The organism is Streptomyces sp. NPDC093795 (assembly GCF_044764665.1).
In the GTDB taxonomy this organism is placed as follows: domain Bacteria; phylum Actinomycetota; class Actinomycetes; order Streptomycetales; family Streptomycetaceae; genus Streptomyces.
Genome location: NZ_JBIWIO010000008.1, coordinates 276,692 through 291,877, shown reverse-complemented (window position 1 = coordinate 291,877; position 15,186 = coordinate 276,692). Strand labels below are relative to the sequence as shown.

Below are 15,186 nucleotides of genomic sequence, written 5' to 3'. Positions count from 1 at the left end.
CCCATGAACGTCCTGATCGTCCTTTTCTACCTCGCCGCCGCCGCCGGCATCACGCTGGTCGTCACCCGGGTCGTCCGCTCACGCGGCGGGCCCGGCGGGCCCGTGCACGACCGGTTCGAGGTCGCCTTCCTCAACGGCGGCCCTGCCAGGGTCGTCGACAGCGCCCTCGCCGCCCTCCAGGCGGACGGCAGGCTGGCGGTCGGCGGCCCGGGGATCGTGGCCGTCGTCCGCCCCGTCGCGTACGACCCGGTGGAGCGTGCCGTGCTCCAGGCGCACGCCGCCGCCCCGCACGGAGCCCTGCACCACCTGCGGCTGGCCGTGATGCGGCATCCCGCGGTCCAGGAGATCGGCGACGGACTCGCGGCGCGCGGGCTCGTCGTCGCCCCCGCGACCCGGCGCACGACGGCCCGGTGGTGCGCCGCACTCGGCTTCACGGCCTTCGTCCTCTTCCCGCTGTCGATCGTCCTGACGATCCTGGACTTCGCCACCGCGGACGAGGTGTCGGTGCCGTTCGTCTTCGCGGTGCTGCCGGCGCTGCTCGCCTGCGGGATCACGGCCATCGTCTGCGGGCTGCTCTCCGCGGGGCAGGTCACCGCGGCCGGCCGGAGCGCGCTCTTCGCGTACGGGCGGGGATACGGTCATCTCGCGGACGCCGGCCATCTCGTGGCCCGGCACGGGCTGCGGGCGCTGCCGGACCCGGTGCTGCGGGAGCAACTGATCGCCGCCGCCCGGTTCTACGGACCGCCGAGGCGACGCGGCAGGCGTCCCGCTCCGCACGTGGCCATGGACGACTGGGGAGCGGCGGCCGTGTGGTGCGCGGGGAACAGTTCCTGCGGCGGAGGCGGCGGCAGCGGATCCGGTGGATCGGACGGATGGGGTGGAACCGGGTCGTGTTCCTCGAGTTCCTGTTCCGGAGGCGGCGGGAGCTCGTGCTCCGGAGGCGGCGGAAGTTCCAGCTCCGGCGGGAGCTCGTGCTCCAGCTCGAGTTCCGGCGGGAGTTCGTGCTCCAGCTCCAGCAGCTCCTGAAATGACGCCGGTGCGGCGCGCGTGACGCGCGCCGCACCCGGAGCCGGACCCGGTGTCGCTGGACCGACAGGCAACGTTCCCGCCTGCCGTCTGATCTTCCGGGTCGGGGTGGCGCGCCCGGCCGGGAGCCGGGCCGCCACCAGGTTCGTACGGCCGTCAGGCCAGGCCCGCCACCAGGTCGGCGACGCTCTTGCGGCGACCGGTGTAGAAGGGGACCTCCTCGCGGACGTGCATCCGCGCCTCGGAGGCGCGCAGGTGACGCATGAGGTCCACGATGCGGTGCAGCTCGTCGGCCTCGAAGGCGAGGAGCCACTCGTAGTCGCCGAGCGAGAAGGAGGCGACCGTGTTGGCGCGGACGTCCGGGAAGCCACGGGCCATCTTGCCGTGGTCGGCGAGCATCCGGCGGCGGTCCTCGTCCGGCAGCAGGTACCAGTCGTAGGAGCGCACGAAGGGGTAGACCGAGACGTAGTCGCGGGGGTTCTCGTCGGCCAGGAAGGCCGGGATGTGCGACTTGTTGAACTCGGCGGGGCGGTGCAGCGCCATGTTCGACCAGACCGGCACGAGGGCGCGGCCCAGGCGGGTGCGGCGGAAGAGGTTGTACGCCTCCTGGAGCTCGTCGCTCGTCTCGGCGTGCCACCAGATCATGACGTCGGCGTCGGCGCGCAGACCGGACAGGTCGTACGTACCGCGGACGGTGATGTCCTTGGCCGCGAGCTGGTCGAACAGCTCCTGGACCTCGTCGGCGTAGCCGCCGCGGTCCTCGGGGAGAACGTCGCGCAGCTTGAAGACGGACCACAGGGTGTAGCGGATGACCTCGTTGAGGTCCTTCGCCTTCTTACCGGCGTTCGGGATCTTTTCGGGCGCACTCATACGCCTATTCTCGCCCGTCACCGGGAGTGCCCCGCACCGGGGTCGGTCCTTTTCGACGTGGCGATGATCTCGTCGGCGATCCCGCCTGCGATCTCGTCCGCGATCTCGTCGGCGGCGCGGTGGGCGGAGGCGATGCAGGCGGGGATGCCGACACCGTCGTACGCGGCGCCCGCGACCCGCAGTCCGGGGAGCGCGGCGACGGCCTCGCGGACCCGGGCGACGCGGGCGAGGTGGCCGACGGGGTACTGGGGCAGGCCGCCGAGCCAGCGGGTGACCGTGGTGGCGACGGGGCGGGCGGCGAGCCCGGTGGCGGCGGCGAGGTCCTTGAGGGAGGCGGCGACGAGGTCGGCGTCCTCGCGGTGGACCTGGTCCTCCTCGCCGTAACGGCCGACGGAGGTGCGCAGCACGAACAGGTCGGGGGCGCCGTCGGTGACCCAGCGCCACTTCTGCGAGGAGAAGGTGGAGGCCTTGATGGTGTGGCCGTCGACGGGCGGCACGAGGAACCCGGAGCCCGGCAGGGCGGGCATGTCGGAGCGGCGGAAGGCGAGGGTGACCAGGGCCATGGAGGCGTACGCGACGGCTTCGAGCTCGGCGGCCGCGGCGGGCGCGTGGGCGGCGAGGAGCGCGGCGGCGGGCCCGGCGGGGGTGGCGAGGACGACGGCGTCCGCGGTGAGGACCCGGTCGCCGCTCACGACCTGCCAGCCGGTGGGCCCGGTGCGGCGCAGTTCGGTCACGGGGGCGTCGGTGAGGATCTCGCCGCCGGCGGCGCGGATCGCGTCGGCGACCGCGCCGGGCAGGGTGCCGACACCGCCGTCGACGCCGAGGAAGACGGAGCCGCCGAGGCCGGTGGCGGCGCCCGCCGCGTCGGCCGGGGCTGCGGCGCCGGCCCGCTGGACGGCGCGGACGGCGGCGGTGAGCGTGGGGTGCTCGCGGGCGGCGTCGAACAGGGCGGGGACGGCGGCCCGCATAGAGATGCGGTAGGCGTCACCGGCGTACACGCCGCCGAGGAGGGGTTCCACGAGCCGGTCGACGACCTCGTGACCCATGCGGTCGGCGACGTACGCGCCGATGGCGATGTCGTCGCCGATCTCCGTCGGGGGCAGCTCGCCGTCGAGGCCGATCCGGCGCAGGCCCTCCTCGGAGAGGAGTCCCTCGACCGCGTGGGCGTCGCCGGGGACGCCCATGACGTGGCCCTTCGGCATGGGGACGAGCTCGCCGCGCGACCAGACGGACGCGGTGGTGGTGGCGGGGGCCTGGAGCCGGTCGCCGAGGCCGACGGCCCGGGCGAGGGCGACCGCCTCGGGGCGGCGGGCGAGCAGCGACTCCGCGCCGAGGTCCACGGGCGCGCCCGCGATCTCCCCGGCGAGGAGTTTGCCGCCGAGCCGGGGCCCCGCTTCGAGGAGGGTCACCCGGTGGCCGGCGACGGCGAGCCGGTGGGCGGCCGCGAGCCCGGCGATACCGCCTCCGGCGACGACGACATGGGATCCCTGGGATCGCGTGGTGTCCGCGTTCATGGGACCACTCTCTCAAATCGCCCGCCGCTCCCGTTCCGAGGCCTGACCGTGACCGCATCGCTACCGCCGGAGGGCAACCCGTTCCAGTGGGTCGTACGTCGAAGAGGCGTCGAAGTGGCAACACTCACCACCACCTTGGGGGGACGCGATGCGGAGCACACGTACCACGGCGAGAACACGGGCGGCGGCGGCCGCCGCCCTGCTGACGACCGCACTGCTCGTGACGGGCTGCGGCGCCGACGGCACCGGGATGGACTCGGCCGACAAGAAGGACATGAGCGCGGCGGAGCCCGCCACCGGGTCGAAGGGCGGCATGGCCGAGGCCCCGGGCCGGGGAGCGGCCGACGCCGCCTCGGGCACCGAGCAGCAGGCCGCGCCGCCGTCGAAGGCCCCGGCCCAGCAGCACGTCATCCGTACCGCCTCCCTCTCGGTGGAGGTCGCCGACGCGACGAAGGCCGTGGCCACGGCCCACCGGGTGACGGCGGGCGCGGGCGGGCATGTCGAGAACGAGTCGACGGAACGCGTCGACGACACGCACGTCACCTCCCACATCGTGCTGCGGGTGCCGCAGGAGCGGTACGACACGGTGCTCGCCGAGCTGGCGGGCACGGGGAAGCTCCTCGGCCGCAAGGCGGACGCCAAGGACGTGACCGAGCAGGTCGTGGACGTGGAGAGCCGGATCGCGACCCAGCGCGCGAGCGTGGCGCGGGTACGGGCGCTGATGCAGCGCGCGGAGAGGCTGGCGGACGTGGTGACCCTGGAGGGCGAGCTGAGCCGCCGCCAGGCGGATCTGGAGTCGCTGCTCGCCCAGCAGGCCTCGCTGAAGGACCGTACGTCCCTGGCGACGATCACCCTCCAGCTGACGGAGAAGGAGAAGCCGAGGCCGGAGGAGCGCGAGGAGGGCCGTCCGGGCTTCGGTGACGCCCTGAGCGGCGGCTGGAACGCCCTGGTCGGCGCGGTGACCTGGATCGGGATCGTCCTCGCCGCCCTGGCCCCGTGGCTCGCGGTCGCCCTGATCGCGTTCGCCCTGTGGCACCGGCTGATCCGCCCGCGCCGCGCGGCCCGGACGCCGGCGCACTCCCCCGCCCTCCCGGACACCCCGCGCAACGCCGCCGGGGCGGCCACGACTCCCGAGCCTCCCGCCGCCCCCCGAGCCGGCGAGTGAGCCGAAGGGGCGCGCCGGGGGAACGGTCCCGAGCGCGCGGAGCCTCCTGAGGAACGAAGGGGGCGAGCACGGTCGGGGCCGTGAGCCCGGCTTTGGCGCCCCGGAGGCGAACCGAGCCTGAAAATAGGGGGATGAGTGAACGACTTGTGGTCATCGGTGGGGACGCGGCGGGGATGTCCGCCGCGTCGCAGGCACGCAGGCTCAAGGAGGCCGGGGAGTTGGAGATCGTCGCCTTCGAGCGCGGTCGCTTCTCCTCGTACTCGGCCTGTGGCATCCCGTACTGGGTCGGTGGCGACGTCGCCACCCGCGACGAGCTGATCGCCCGCTCCCCCGAGGAGCACCGGGAGCGCGCCATCGATCTGCGGATGCGGACGGAGGTCACGGAGATCGACGTGCCCGGCCAGCGGGTCAGGGCACGGGATCTGGAGGCCGGTACGGAGGCCTGGACGGGCTTCGACAAGCTGGTGATCGCCACCGGGGCCCGGCCGAAGCGCCCCGCGCTGCCGGGCATCGACGCGCCGGGGGTGCACGGGGTGCAGACCCTGGGCGACGGGCAGGCGCTGCTCGACTCGCTCGACCGGGCGCCCGGCCGGCGGGCGGTCGTGGTCGGCGCGGGGTACATCGGTGTGGAGATGGCAGAGGCGCTGCTCGGCCGGGGCTACGAGGTGACGGTCCTGCACCGGGGCGAGCAGCCGATGGCGACCCTGGATCCGGACATGGGCCGCCTGGTGCACCGGGCGATGGACGGTCTCGGGATCACGACGGTCGCCTCGGCGGAGGTCACGAAGATCCTGACGGGCGACGACGGCCGGGTCCGGGCGGTGACGACGGACGAGGCCGAGTATCCGGCGGACGTGGTGGTCCTCGGCATGGGGGTGGAGCCGGAGACCTCCCTCGCGGGGGAGGCGGGGCTGCCGCTCGGTTCGCACGGCGGGCTGCTCACCGATCTGGCGATGCGGGTCCGGGGGCACGAGAACATCTGGGCGGGCGGTGACTGCGTGGAGGTCCTCGACCTGGTCTCGGGCCGCGAGCGGTACGTGCCGCTGGGGACGCACGCCAACAAGCAGGGCCAGGTCATCGGCGCGAACGTGGGCGGCGACTACGCGACGTTCCCCGGGGTCGTGGGCACGGCGGTGTCGAAGGTGTGCGACCTGGAGATCGGGCGGACGGGCCTGCGGGAGAAGGACGCCCGGGCGGTGGGGCTGCGGTACGTGTCGGTGACGGTGGAGTCGACGAGCCGGGCGGGGTACTACCCGGGGGCCGCGCCGATGACGGTGAAGATGCTGGCGGAGCGGCGTACGGGGCGGCTGCTCGGGGTGCAGATCGTGGGCCGGGAGGGCGCGGCGAAGCGGGTGGACATCGCGGCCGTGGCACTGACGGCGGGGATGACGGTGGAGGCGATGACGGCGCTCGACCTGGGCTACGCGCCGCCGTTCTCACCGGTGTGGGACCCGGTCCTGATCGCGGCCCGCAAGGCGACGGCGGCGGTCCGCGCGCCGGGCTGACGACGGCAGAGAGGCGTTGCCGTCCGGGGGTCCCGGACGGCAACCGCCTTCTGCGAAAGTCAGACGGCCGTCCGCGTGTGCACGTACTCGACGAGACGGCTCAGCGCGTCCGGGTCCATCGACGGCATGACGCCGTGGCCCAGGTTGAAGACGTGGCCCTCCAGGTCCTTCGCGGCGGCGAGGACCTCGTCCGTCTTGGCCTCGACGACCTCGGGCGAGGCGAAGAGCACGGCCGGGTCCAGGTTGCCCTGGAGCGCCTTGCCGGGGCCGACGCGGCGGGCGGCCTCGTCGAGCGGGACGCGCCAGTCGACGCCGACGACGTCCGCGCCGGCCTCGCCCATGAGGCCGAGCAGCTCGCCCGTACCGACGCCGAAGTGGATGCGGGGGACGCCGTAGCCGGCGACCGCGTCGAAGACCTTCACGGACGCGGGCATGACGGAGCGGCGGTAGTCGGCGGGGGCGAGGGCGCCGACCCAGGAGTCGAAGAGCTGGACGGCGGAGGCGCCGGCCTCGATCTGGACCTTGAGGAAGGCCGAGGTGATCTCGGCGAGGCGGTCGAGCAGATCGGCCCACAGCTGCGGGTCGCCGTACATCATCGCCTTGGTGCGCTCGTGGCTGCGCGACGGGCCGCCCTCGACGAGGTAGCTCGCGAGGGTGAAGGGCGCGCCGGCGAAGCCGATGAGCGGGGTGTCGCCGAGTTCGGCGGTGAGCATCCCGATGGCCTCGGTGACGTAGTGGACGTCCTCGGGGGTCAGGTCGCGCAGCCGGGCGAGGTCGGCGCGGGTGCGGATCGGGTCGGCGACGACGGGGCCGACGCCGGGCTTGATGTCGAGGTCGACGCCGATGGCCTTGAGCGGGACGACGATGTCGCTGAAGTAGATGGCGGCGTCGACCTTGTGGCGGCGGACCGGCTGGAGGGTGATCTCGGTGACCAGCTCGGGCCGCATGCACGACTCGAGCATGGGGATGCCCTCGCGCACCTTGAGGTACTCGGGGAGCGAGCGCCCGGCCTGCCGCATGAACCAGACGGGGGTGTGCGGCACGGGCTCACGCCGGCACGCCTTGAGGAACGCGGAGTCGTGCGTCCGCGACTGCTGCTTCGTCTGCTGGCCCTGCGGGCTGTCGTTGGCACTCACGCCCAGAATCTTCGCATGTGGCGGGAAGCCGCTCGTCCGGGCAGGGTGTCCCTCCCCGCACGGAGGCCCCGTTCCGCCTACTCTTCCCCGCATGGCTGCGGCTCAGGGACATTTTTCCGATCATTCCGAAGGCGATCGAGGGACGGACGAAACGGCGGACAGTACGGAGGCGAACGCGGTGCCACCGGCGTTCCGGCGGGCGGTGGAGGCCCTGCGTGCGGCGCGGCTGCGGCCGGAGATCGAGGTCGACCCGACGAGGCCGCCGCAGCGCCTCGCGCCGTACGCGTACGCGGTGGAGGCGGCCGTCGTGGACGGCGAGGAGGATCTGGCGGACGGGCGTCTCGTACTGCTGCACGATCCGGACGGGCACGAGGCCTGGAAGGGTACGTTCCGCCTGGTGACGCTCGTACGGGCGGAGCTGGAGCCGGAGATGGCGGCGGATCCGCTGCTGCCCGAGGTGTGCTGGTCGTGGCTGACCGGGGCGATGGAGGCCAGGGGTCTCGCGTACGGGGAGGCGAGCGGGACCGTCACGATGGCGGGTTCGCACTACTTCGGCGGGCTCGCGGAGCGCAGGCCGGCGACGCAGATCGAGATCCGGGCGTCCTGGACGCCGCGCGAGGGTCTGGGCGGGGTGCCGGACACGGGGGCGCATCTGGCGGCCTGGTGCGATCTGCTGTGCCAGATCGCGGGGCTGCCGCCCGCTGCGGCCGAGCCGGGTGCGGCGGGGACGGTGTCGGGCGCGGGGGTCGTCTCGTTGCCACAGCGGCGGGGTCCGCAGCAGGCCTGAGGGCCTCAGCGGTGGCGTCCCGGCGCTCCCTCCTGGGGGTGACGGGGCGGGGTCCGCTCGTAGGATGATCGATCACGCGTCCGAATTGCCCTAATTGTTACTCACCAAATCGTGATCTTTCCCTAAAGGCGGGCGGCCCAGCTGCCGAAGGAGTGAGTGACCCCTTCCCAGCACGGGTTCGCCCCCGGCCTCTTCCCCGAGCCGGCTCCGTCCCGCACCCTTCCCCCCAGGAGGCCTGGTGTCCGTTCTCCTCGAGCAGCCCGCAAGCCTGGTCGCCTACCGCCCGAACAAGCCGACGGCCATGGTCGTCGTAGCCGATCCGCGCGTCCGTTCCACCGTGACCCGCCACCTGTGGGCCCTCGGAGTACGTGACGTGATCGAGGCTTCGTCCATCGCGGAGGCACGTCCCCGCGTCGGCAACCCGCGCGACATCTGCGTTGCCGACGTCCACCTGCCCGACGGCAGCGGCCTGACCCTGCTGTCCGAGACCCGCGCCGCGGGCTGGCCCAACGGCCTCGCCCTCTCGGCCGCCGATGACATCGGCGCCGTACGGAACGCCCTGGCCGGCGGCGTGAAGGGCTATGTCGTCACCGGCACCCGGAACAACATCGGGCACCCCACCCGGCCCGGCGCCGCCCCCATCGGCGCCGCGGCCGCCCGCCTCGGCCACCGCCGCCCCCCGGGTGCCCCGAGCCACCCGGGCGGCTACCGCGAGCTCTCCGGCCGTGAGGTCGAGGTGCTCCGGCTCGTCGCGGAGGGCCAGTCGAACAAGGCGATCGGTGTCTCCATGGGCCTCTCGGCCCTCACCGTGAAGAGCCACCTCGCCCGCATCGCCCGCAAGCTGGGCACCGGCGACCGCGCCGGCATGGTCGCGGTGGCCCTGCGGACGGGGATCATCCACTGACGGACCGGTGGACATCGGGCCCGCGCCTGTCGACGGAACGTTCCGTCGGCGGGCGCTTGCCGTTCACCGATACCCTTGACACGTGACCGACGCCCAAGAGACCGCAGCAGACACAGCACTGCGCACCACCGGGGGCGGCCCCCCGGACGACGATGTCCCTGCGAATGGGCTTCCGATCCCGTTGCTGGAGCCCCGCGAGGGGGTGCCGCCCGTCGTCGAGACCGAGGACGCCCTCGCCGAGGTGATCGCCGCGTTCGCCGGGGGCAGCGGCCCCGTCGCCGTGGACGCCGAGCGTGCCTCCGGCTACCGCTACGGCCAGCGCGCCTATCTCGTTCAGCTCCGCCGCGAAGGCGCGGGCACCGCGCTCATCGACCCTGTCGGCTGCCCCGACCTCTCCGGGCTCGGGGAGGCGCTCGCCGGGACCGAGTGGATCCTGCACGCCGCGACGCAGGACCTCCCCTGCCTGCGGGACATAGGCATGCTGCCGACCTCGCTGTTCGACACCGAGCTCGCCGGGCGGCTCGCCGGCTTCCCCCGGGTCGGCCTCGGCGCGATGGTCGAGTCCGTCCTCGGTTACGCCCTGGAGAAGGGCCACTCCGCCGTGGACTGGTCCACCCGTCCGCTGCCCGACCCCTGGCTGCGGTACGCGGCCCTCGACGTGGAGCTCCTCGTCGACCTGCGGGACGCCCTGGAGAAGGAGCTCGACCGGCAGGGCAAGCTGGAGTGGGCGCACCAGGAGTTCGACGCGATCGCCTCCGCCCCGCCCGCCCCGCCGCGCAAGGACCCGTGGCGGCGGACCTCCGGCATGCACAAGGTGCGCCGCCGGCGTCAGATGGCGGTCGTACGGGAGCTGTGGACGGCCCGTGACGCGGTCGCCCAGCGGCGTGACGTCTCCCCCGGCAAGGTGCTGAGCGACGCGGCGATCGTGGAGGCGGCGCTCGCGGTGCCGGTGAACCTGGCCGCGCTCACGGCGCTGCCCGGTTTCGGCCACCGGATGGGCCGTCGCCAGCTGGAGCAGTGGCAGGCCTCGGTGGACCGGGCCAGGGCGCTGCCGGAGAGCGAGCTGCCGCAGCCCGGGCAGCAGGTCGCGGGCCCGCCCCCGCCGCGCGCCTGGGCGGACAAGGACCCGGTCGCGGCCGCCCGCCTCACGGCGGCGCGCGCGGCGGTCTCGGCGCTCGCGGAGGAACTGAACCTTCCGCAGGAGAACCTGATCACCCCGGACACGGTGCGGCGAGTGTGCTGGGAGCCGCCGGCTCCGGGCGACGCGGACGGAGTGGCCGCCGCCCTGACGGGCTACGGCGCCCGCCCCTGGCAGGTCGAGCTCGTGACCCCGCTCCTCGTGGAGGCGCTGACAGTGACGGCGTGAGCCCGTCCGGAGAAGCCCCCGGCGCCCGAGAAGGCGCCGGGGGCTTCGTCGTCCCAGGGCTTGTCGGACCGGCCTTACGGGGCCGGACTGAGGATGCCGTCGGTGTCCATGTCGAAGACTCCCTGGGTCTTGCCGTCGACCTTGAGGTGCTTCAGCCAGTGCTTCGAGAGGTGGTGCACGTTCTTGTGCTGTGTCTCCCACACCACCGAGTGCCCCGCGCAGGCCAGCTTGACCATGAGCTTGTGGGGGCCCGCGATGGCGTCGTAGAGCTCGAGGACCGAGAAGTTGAGTTCCGGGTCGGAGCTGGGCGGTGAGGTGTTCACCTGGGTGTCGCTGTCCCCGTACACGATGAGCACCGGCACGCTTCCGCCGAGCACTCCGCCCTGAGCCGCGGTGGTCTTGTTCCATCCCCACCGGACGAAGTTCCTGATCCTGTTGAACCCGGTGGGCGGCCCCCAGGCGCTGCCGATCGGGTCGCACTTCATGATCGCGTCCCAGGCCACGTCGGTGATGCCGGGTTCGCGCTGGTCCACGCAGTGCGTCTCGTTGTCCATGCCCCTGACGAACCCCGTCTTCCCCCCGATGAAGGTCGGGAAGCCCGGCTGCGGCAGCGGGGACGGCGGGGTGGAAGAGCCGTTGGCCGGGAAGATCGGGGCCAGCAGGAACAGGCTCTCGACCTTGCCGGGGTTGTCGATCGCGTACGGCCCCATGTGGAAGGCGGCGGCGGACCAGCCGACGAAGGCGAGCTTCGCCGTCCCGCACTCGTTCAGGACGAACTCCACGACGGTGTTCAGCTCGTCGCGGTCGCTGTCCGAGTTGGTCAGCTGGTATGGGTAGCTCGGCGGGCCCGGCACGAATCCCGGCGGCCTCGGGGTCAGCAGGTGCTGCTGGGCGGGGCTGACGTTGTGGGGGTCGTCCATCTTGGGGCGCGGCGAGAGTCCCGAGCCCTGGAGGTCCATCAGGAAGACGTCGTAGCCGGCCTTCGCCAGCTCCTCGGCCCAGCTGTACGACTTGTACTGGAGGTCGAAGCCCGGGAGCACCGGGACGCTCCGGCCGTGGAGCATCAGGACAGGCTTGCGCGGCTGTCCCGGTGGCGTGCCGTTCCGCTCCCGTACGAAGAGCTTGACGATCTCGTCCTTGTTCGCCGGAACTGTGGATTGATGGGTGACCTGGTGATCGGTGGTGACGAGCGGCACGGGGGTCCCTTCTGCGCGGCGCCGGGACCTCGCGCCCCGGCACGGCCAGACTGCGTCCGCCGGTGGGAGCCGGCGCCGCGACGCGGCCGCCGCCCTGGGCCATCGGGGGGCGGGACCGTTCCAACGGTCGGGCGTACGCGGGGGGCGTGCGGCCCGGCCGGTGGGATCCTCGGGATGTGACCTTCGCCGCTTGCCCCCCAGGGGCTGGGCAGCCCGGTTACTCACAAGTAGCATGGGGGAAGCAAGCGCACGCTTAGGCGTGTCGCGGCAGCAGTGCCATCCCGCACCCTGGAGGAGAGCCATCGTGCCTCGTACCGTCAGGGACGTCGTCTTCGTCGACGGCGTCCGCACCCCGTTCGGCAAGGCGGGCCCGAAGGGCATCTACCACGAGACCCGCGCCGACGACCTCGTCGTCAAGGCCATCCGGGAGCTGCTGCGACGCAACCCGGGCCTCGACCCGGCGCGCATCGACGAGGTCGCCATCGCCGCGACCACGCAGATCGGTGACCAGGGTCTGACCCTCGGCCGCACGGCGGGCATCCTCGCCGGGCTGCCGCAGTCGGTGCCGGGCTACTCCATCGACCGCATGTGCGCCGGTGCCCTCACCGCCGTGACCAGCGTCGCCGGTTCCATCGCCTTCGGCGCGTACGACGCCGTCATCGCCGGTGGCGTCGAGCACATGGGCCGTCACCCCATGGGCGAGGGCGTCGACCCGAACCCGCGGTTCGTCAGCGAGAAGCTGGTCGACGAGTCCGCCCTCTTCATGGGCATGACCGCCGAGAACCTGCACGACCGCTACCCGAGCATCACCAAGCAGCGCGCCGACGAGTACGCCGTGCGCTCGCAGGAGAAGGCCGCCAAGGCGTACGCCGACGGCAAGATCCAGCAGGACCTGGTGCCGATCTCGGTGCGCCGTACCGACGCCTCCACCGGTGAGACCGGCTGGGGCCTGGTCACCGCCGACGAGCCGATGCGTCCGGGCACGACCCTGGAGTCGCTGGCCAACCTGAAGACGCCGTTCCGCGTCCACGGCAACGTGACCGCGGGCAACGCGGCCGGTCTCAACGACGGCGCCACCGCCTCGATCATCGCCTCCGAGGACTTCGCGCGGGAGAACGACCTCCCCGTCAAGATGCGCCTCGTCTCGTACGCCTTCGCCGGCGTCGAGCCCGAGGTCATGGGTTACGGCCCGATCCCCGCGACCGAGAAGGCGCTGGCCAAGGCCGGCCTCTCGATCGAGGACATCGACCTCTTCGAGGTCAACGAGGCCTTCGCGGTCCAGGTCCTCGCCTTCCTGGAGCACTACGGCATCGCCGACGACGACGCCCGCGTCAACCAGTACGGCGGCGCCATCGCCTACGGTCACCCGCTCGCCTCCTCCGGCGTCCGTCTCATGACGCAGCTGGCCCGCCAGTTCGAGGAGAACCCGCAGGTCCGCTACGGCCTCAACACGATGTGCGTCGGCTTCGGCATGGGCGCCACGGTCATCTGGGAAAACCCCCACTGGGAGGGCAAGTGAGCACCACCGCCGAGCTTCTGAAGGGCGCCGCGGAGCTCTTCCCGGACGAGGTCGTCACCAGCGCCCACGTCCGCCACTTCGAACTGCCCGCGGGTGCGGGCCGGTTCGCGCTGATCACGCTGGACAACGGCTTCGACCACACGAAGCCGACCACCTTCGGCCCGCAGTCGCTCGCCAACCTGAACACGGCGATCGACCAGGTCGAGGCGGAGGCCGCGAACGGTGAGATCACCGGCGTCGGCATCACCGGCAAGCCGTTCATCTTCGCCGTCGGCGCCGACCTCAAGGGCGTCGAGCTGCTCAAGAAGCACGACGAGGCGCTCGCCATCGGCAAGGGCGGCCACGACGTCTTCAAGCGTCTCTCCGCGCTCGCCGTGCCGACCTTCGCGTACTACAACGGCGCGGCCATGGGCGGCGGCGTCGAGGTCGGTCTGCACTGCACCTACCGCACCGTGTCGAAGGCCCTGCCGGCCTTCTCGCTGCCCGAGGTCTTCCTCGGTCTGGTGCCCGGCTGGGGCGGCTGCGCGATCCTGCCGAACCTGATCGGCGCCGAGAAGGCCGTCTCGGTCATCATCGAGAACTCGCTGAACCAGAACCGCCAGCTCAAGGGCAAGCAGGTCTTCGAGCTCGGCATCGCCGACGCGCTCTTCGAGGGCGCGGACTTCCTGGAGCAGTCGCTGATCTGGACGGCCTCCGTCCTGAACGGCTCGCTGACCGTGGAGCGCCCCGAGATCGACCGCGGCGAGGGCTGGGACCAGGCCGTCGCCAAGGGCCGTGCCATCGCCGACTCCAAGGTGCACGGCGCCGCCCCGGCCGCCTACCGCGCCCTCGACATCATCGAGGCCGCGAAGGACGGGGACCTGCAGAAGGGCTTCGACGCCGAGGACCAGGCCCTCGCGGACCTGATCATGGGCGGCGAGCTGCGCTCCGGCATCTACGCCTTCAACCTGGTGCAGAAGCGCGGCAAGCGCCCCGCCGGCGCCCCGGACAAGTCGCTGGCCCGCCCGGTCACCAAGGTCGGTGTCGTCGGCGCCGGTCTGATGGCCTCCCAGCTGGCCCTGCTCTTCCTGCGCCGCCTCGAGGTGCCGGTCGTCCTGACCGACATCGACCAGGAGCGCGTCGACAAGGGCGTGGGCTACGTCCACGCCGAGATCGAGAAGCTGCTCGGCAAGGGCCGTATCAACCAGGACAAGGCCAACCGTCTCAAGGGCCTGGTCTCCGGTGTCCTGGACAAGGCCGAGGGCTTCGCGGACGCGGACTTCATCATCGAGGCCGTGTTCGAGGAGATGTCGGTCAAGCAGAAGGTGTTCGCGGAGGTCGAGGCGGTCGCCCCGGCGCACGCGATCCTCGCCACCAACACCTCCTCGCTGTCCGTCTCGGAGATGGCCTCCAAGCTCCAGCACCCGGAGCGCGTGGTCGGCTTCCACTTCTTCAACCCGGTCGCGATCCTCCCGCTCCTGGAGATCGTCCGCGGCGAGAAGACGGACGACGCCTCGCTGGCCACCGCGTTCGGTGTCGCGAAGAAGCTGAAGAAGACCGCGGTCCTCACCAAGGACGCCCCGGCGTTCGTCGTGAACCGCATCCTGACCCGCTTCATGGGCGAGATCCAGAACGTCATCGACGAGGGCACCTCCGTCGAGACGGCCGAGAAGGCCATCGAGCCGCTCGGTCTGCCGATGTCGCCGCTGGTGCTCCTGGAGCTCGTCGGCCCGGCGATCGGTCTGCACGTCTCCGAGACCCTGAACCGCTCCTTCCCGGAGCGCTTCACCGTCTCGCCGAACCTCAAGCGTGTGGTCGAGGCCGGCAAGCGCGGCTTCTACGTCTACAACGCCGAGAACGGCTTCAAGCCGGAACTCGACCCGGAGGTCGCCGCCCTCCTCGTCCAGGGCGACTCCGTCCTGACCGAGGAGCAGGTCCGCGACCGCGTCCTGGACGCGGTGGCGCAGGAGATCGGCCTGATGCTGGAGGAGGGTGTCGTCGCCGAGGCGCAGGACATCGACCTCTGCCTGATCACGGGCGCGGGCTGGCCCTTCCACCTGGGCGGCATCACGCCGTACCTGGACCGTGAGGGCGTCTCCGAGCGCGTCAACGGCAAGCGTTTCCTCGCGCAGGGCGTGGCGAGCGTTCCCGCGTAACACCGCGGTACGGCACCTCGGTGCGTACGCGTACGGCCCCGGCACCTTCTCCAGGTGCCGGGG

Annotated in this window: 12 protein-coding genes; 8 read left to right on the top strand and 4 right to left on the bottom strand. The window is 72.4% G+C overall.

Annotation, left to right across the window (positions count from 1 at the left end):
- The first annotated feature begins 3 nt into the window (after positions 1-3).
- Positions 4-1,026, top strand: coding sequence for a TIGR04222 domain-containing membrane protein (locus ACIRB7_RS22795; RefSeq protein ID WP_403601560.1), 1,023 nt, complete (start codon positions 4-6; stop codon positions 1,024-1,026).
- A 156-nt stretch (positions 1,027-1,182) separates the two neighbouring features.
- Here the strand turns inward: ACIRB7_RS22795 and hemQ are convergent, their stop codons facing one another.
- Both hemQ and hemG read right to left on the bottom strand, forming a co-directional pair.
- The gene (gene hemQ, locus ACIRB7_RS22790) at positions 1,183-1,896 is read right to left on the bottom strand and encodes a hydrogen peroxide-dependent heme synthase (RefSeq protein ID WP_403601557.1); all 714 of its coding nucleotides are present in this window, start codon (positions 1,894-1,896) and stop codon (positions 1,183-1,185) included.
- A 17-nt stretch (positions 1,897-1,913) separates the two neighbouring features.
- Positions 1,914-3,410: a protoporphyrinogen oxidase gene (hemG, locus tag ACIRB7_RS22785; protein ID WP_403601554.1), complete on the bottom strand. Its 1,497-nt coding sequence runs from the start codon at positions 3,408-3,410 to the stop codon at positions 1,914-1,916.
- Between the two features lie 148 nt (positions 3,411-3,558).
- On the opposite strand from hemG, the gene ACIRB7_RS22780 reads away from it, so the two are divergent.
- Entirely contained in the window at positions 3,559-4,575 is a 1,017-nt protein-coding gene (locus tag ACIRB7_RS22780; RefSeq protein ID WP_403601551.1) for a DUF4349 domain-containing protein, read from the top strand.
- A 131-nt stretch (positions 4,576-4,706) separates the two neighbouring features.
- A complete protein-coding gene (locus ACIRB7_RS22775) occupies positions 4,707-6,080 on the top strand; it encodes an FAD-dependent oxidoreductase (RefSeq protein ID WP_403601549.1) in 1,374 nt (457 codons plus the stop codon).
- A 59-nt stretch (positions 6,081-6,139) separates the two neighbouring features.
- Here ACIRB7_RS22775 and hemE read toward each other — a convergent pair whose 3' ends face one another.
- On the bottom strand, positions 6,140-7,216 hold the full coding sequence (gene hemE / locus ACIRB7_RS22770; RefSeq protein ID WP_403601546.1) for a uroporphyrinogen decarboxylase: 1,077 nt from the start codon (positions 7,214-7,216) through the stop codon (positions 6,140-6,142).
- Positions 7,217-7,307: 91 nt separating this feature from the next.
- Here hemE and ACIRB7_RS22765 point away from each other — a divergent pair, with 91 nt between their 5' ends.
- The 3 genes from ACIRB7_RS22765 to ACIRB7_RS22755 all read left to right on the top strand — a co-directional run bounded on the left by ACIRB7_RS22765 (position 7,308) and on the right by ACIRB7_RS22755 (position 10,273).
- Positions 7,308-8,003, top strand: a complete 696-nt coding sequence (locus ACIRB7_RS22765; protein WP_403601543.1) for a DUF3000 domain-containing protein — start codon at positions 7,308-7,310, stop codon at positions 8,001-8,003.
- Positions 8,004-8,241: 238 nt separating this feature from the next.
- Entirely contained in the window at positions 8,242-8,907 is a 666-nt protein-coding gene (locus ACIRB7_RS22760) for a response regulator transcription factor (protein ID WP_073817496.1), read from the top strand.
- Positions 8,908-8,989: 82 nt separating this feature from the next.
- Positions 8,990-10,273 (top strand): HRDC domain-containing protein, encoded by a 1,284-nt coding sequence (locus tag ACIRB7_RS22755; RefSeq protein WP_403601540.1) that lies wholly within the window; start codon positions 8,990-8,992, stop codon positions 10,271-10,273.
- A 74-nt stretch (positions 10,274-10,347) separates the two neighbouring features.
- Here the strand turns inward: ACIRB7_RS22755 and ACIRB7_RS22750 are convergent, their stop codons facing one another.
- Entirely contained in the window at positions 10,348-11,469 is a 1,122-nt protein-coding gene (locus ACIRB7_RS22750; protein ID WP_403601537.1) for an alpha/beta fold hydrolase, read from the bottom strand.
- Positions 11,470-11,773: 304 nt separating this feature from the next.
- On the opposite strand from ACIRB7_RS22750, the gene ACIRB7_RS22745 reads away from it, so the two are divergent.
- Entirely contained in the window at positions 11,774-12,988 is a 1,215-nt protein-coding gene (locus ACIRB7_RS22745; protein WP_403601534.1) for a thiolase family protein, read from the top strand.
- Positions 12,985-15,123, top strand: coding sequence for a 3-hydroxyacyl-CoA dehydrogenase NAD-binding domain-containing protein (locus ACIRB7_RS22740; RefSeq protein ID WP_403601532.1), 2,139 nt, complete (start codon positions 12,985-12,987; stop codon positions 15,121-15,123). The genes ACIRB7_RS22745 and ACIRB7_RS22740 overlap by 4 nt, the downstream gene beginning before the upstream one ends.
- The last annotated feature ends 63 nt before the right edge of the window (positions 15,124-15,186 follow it).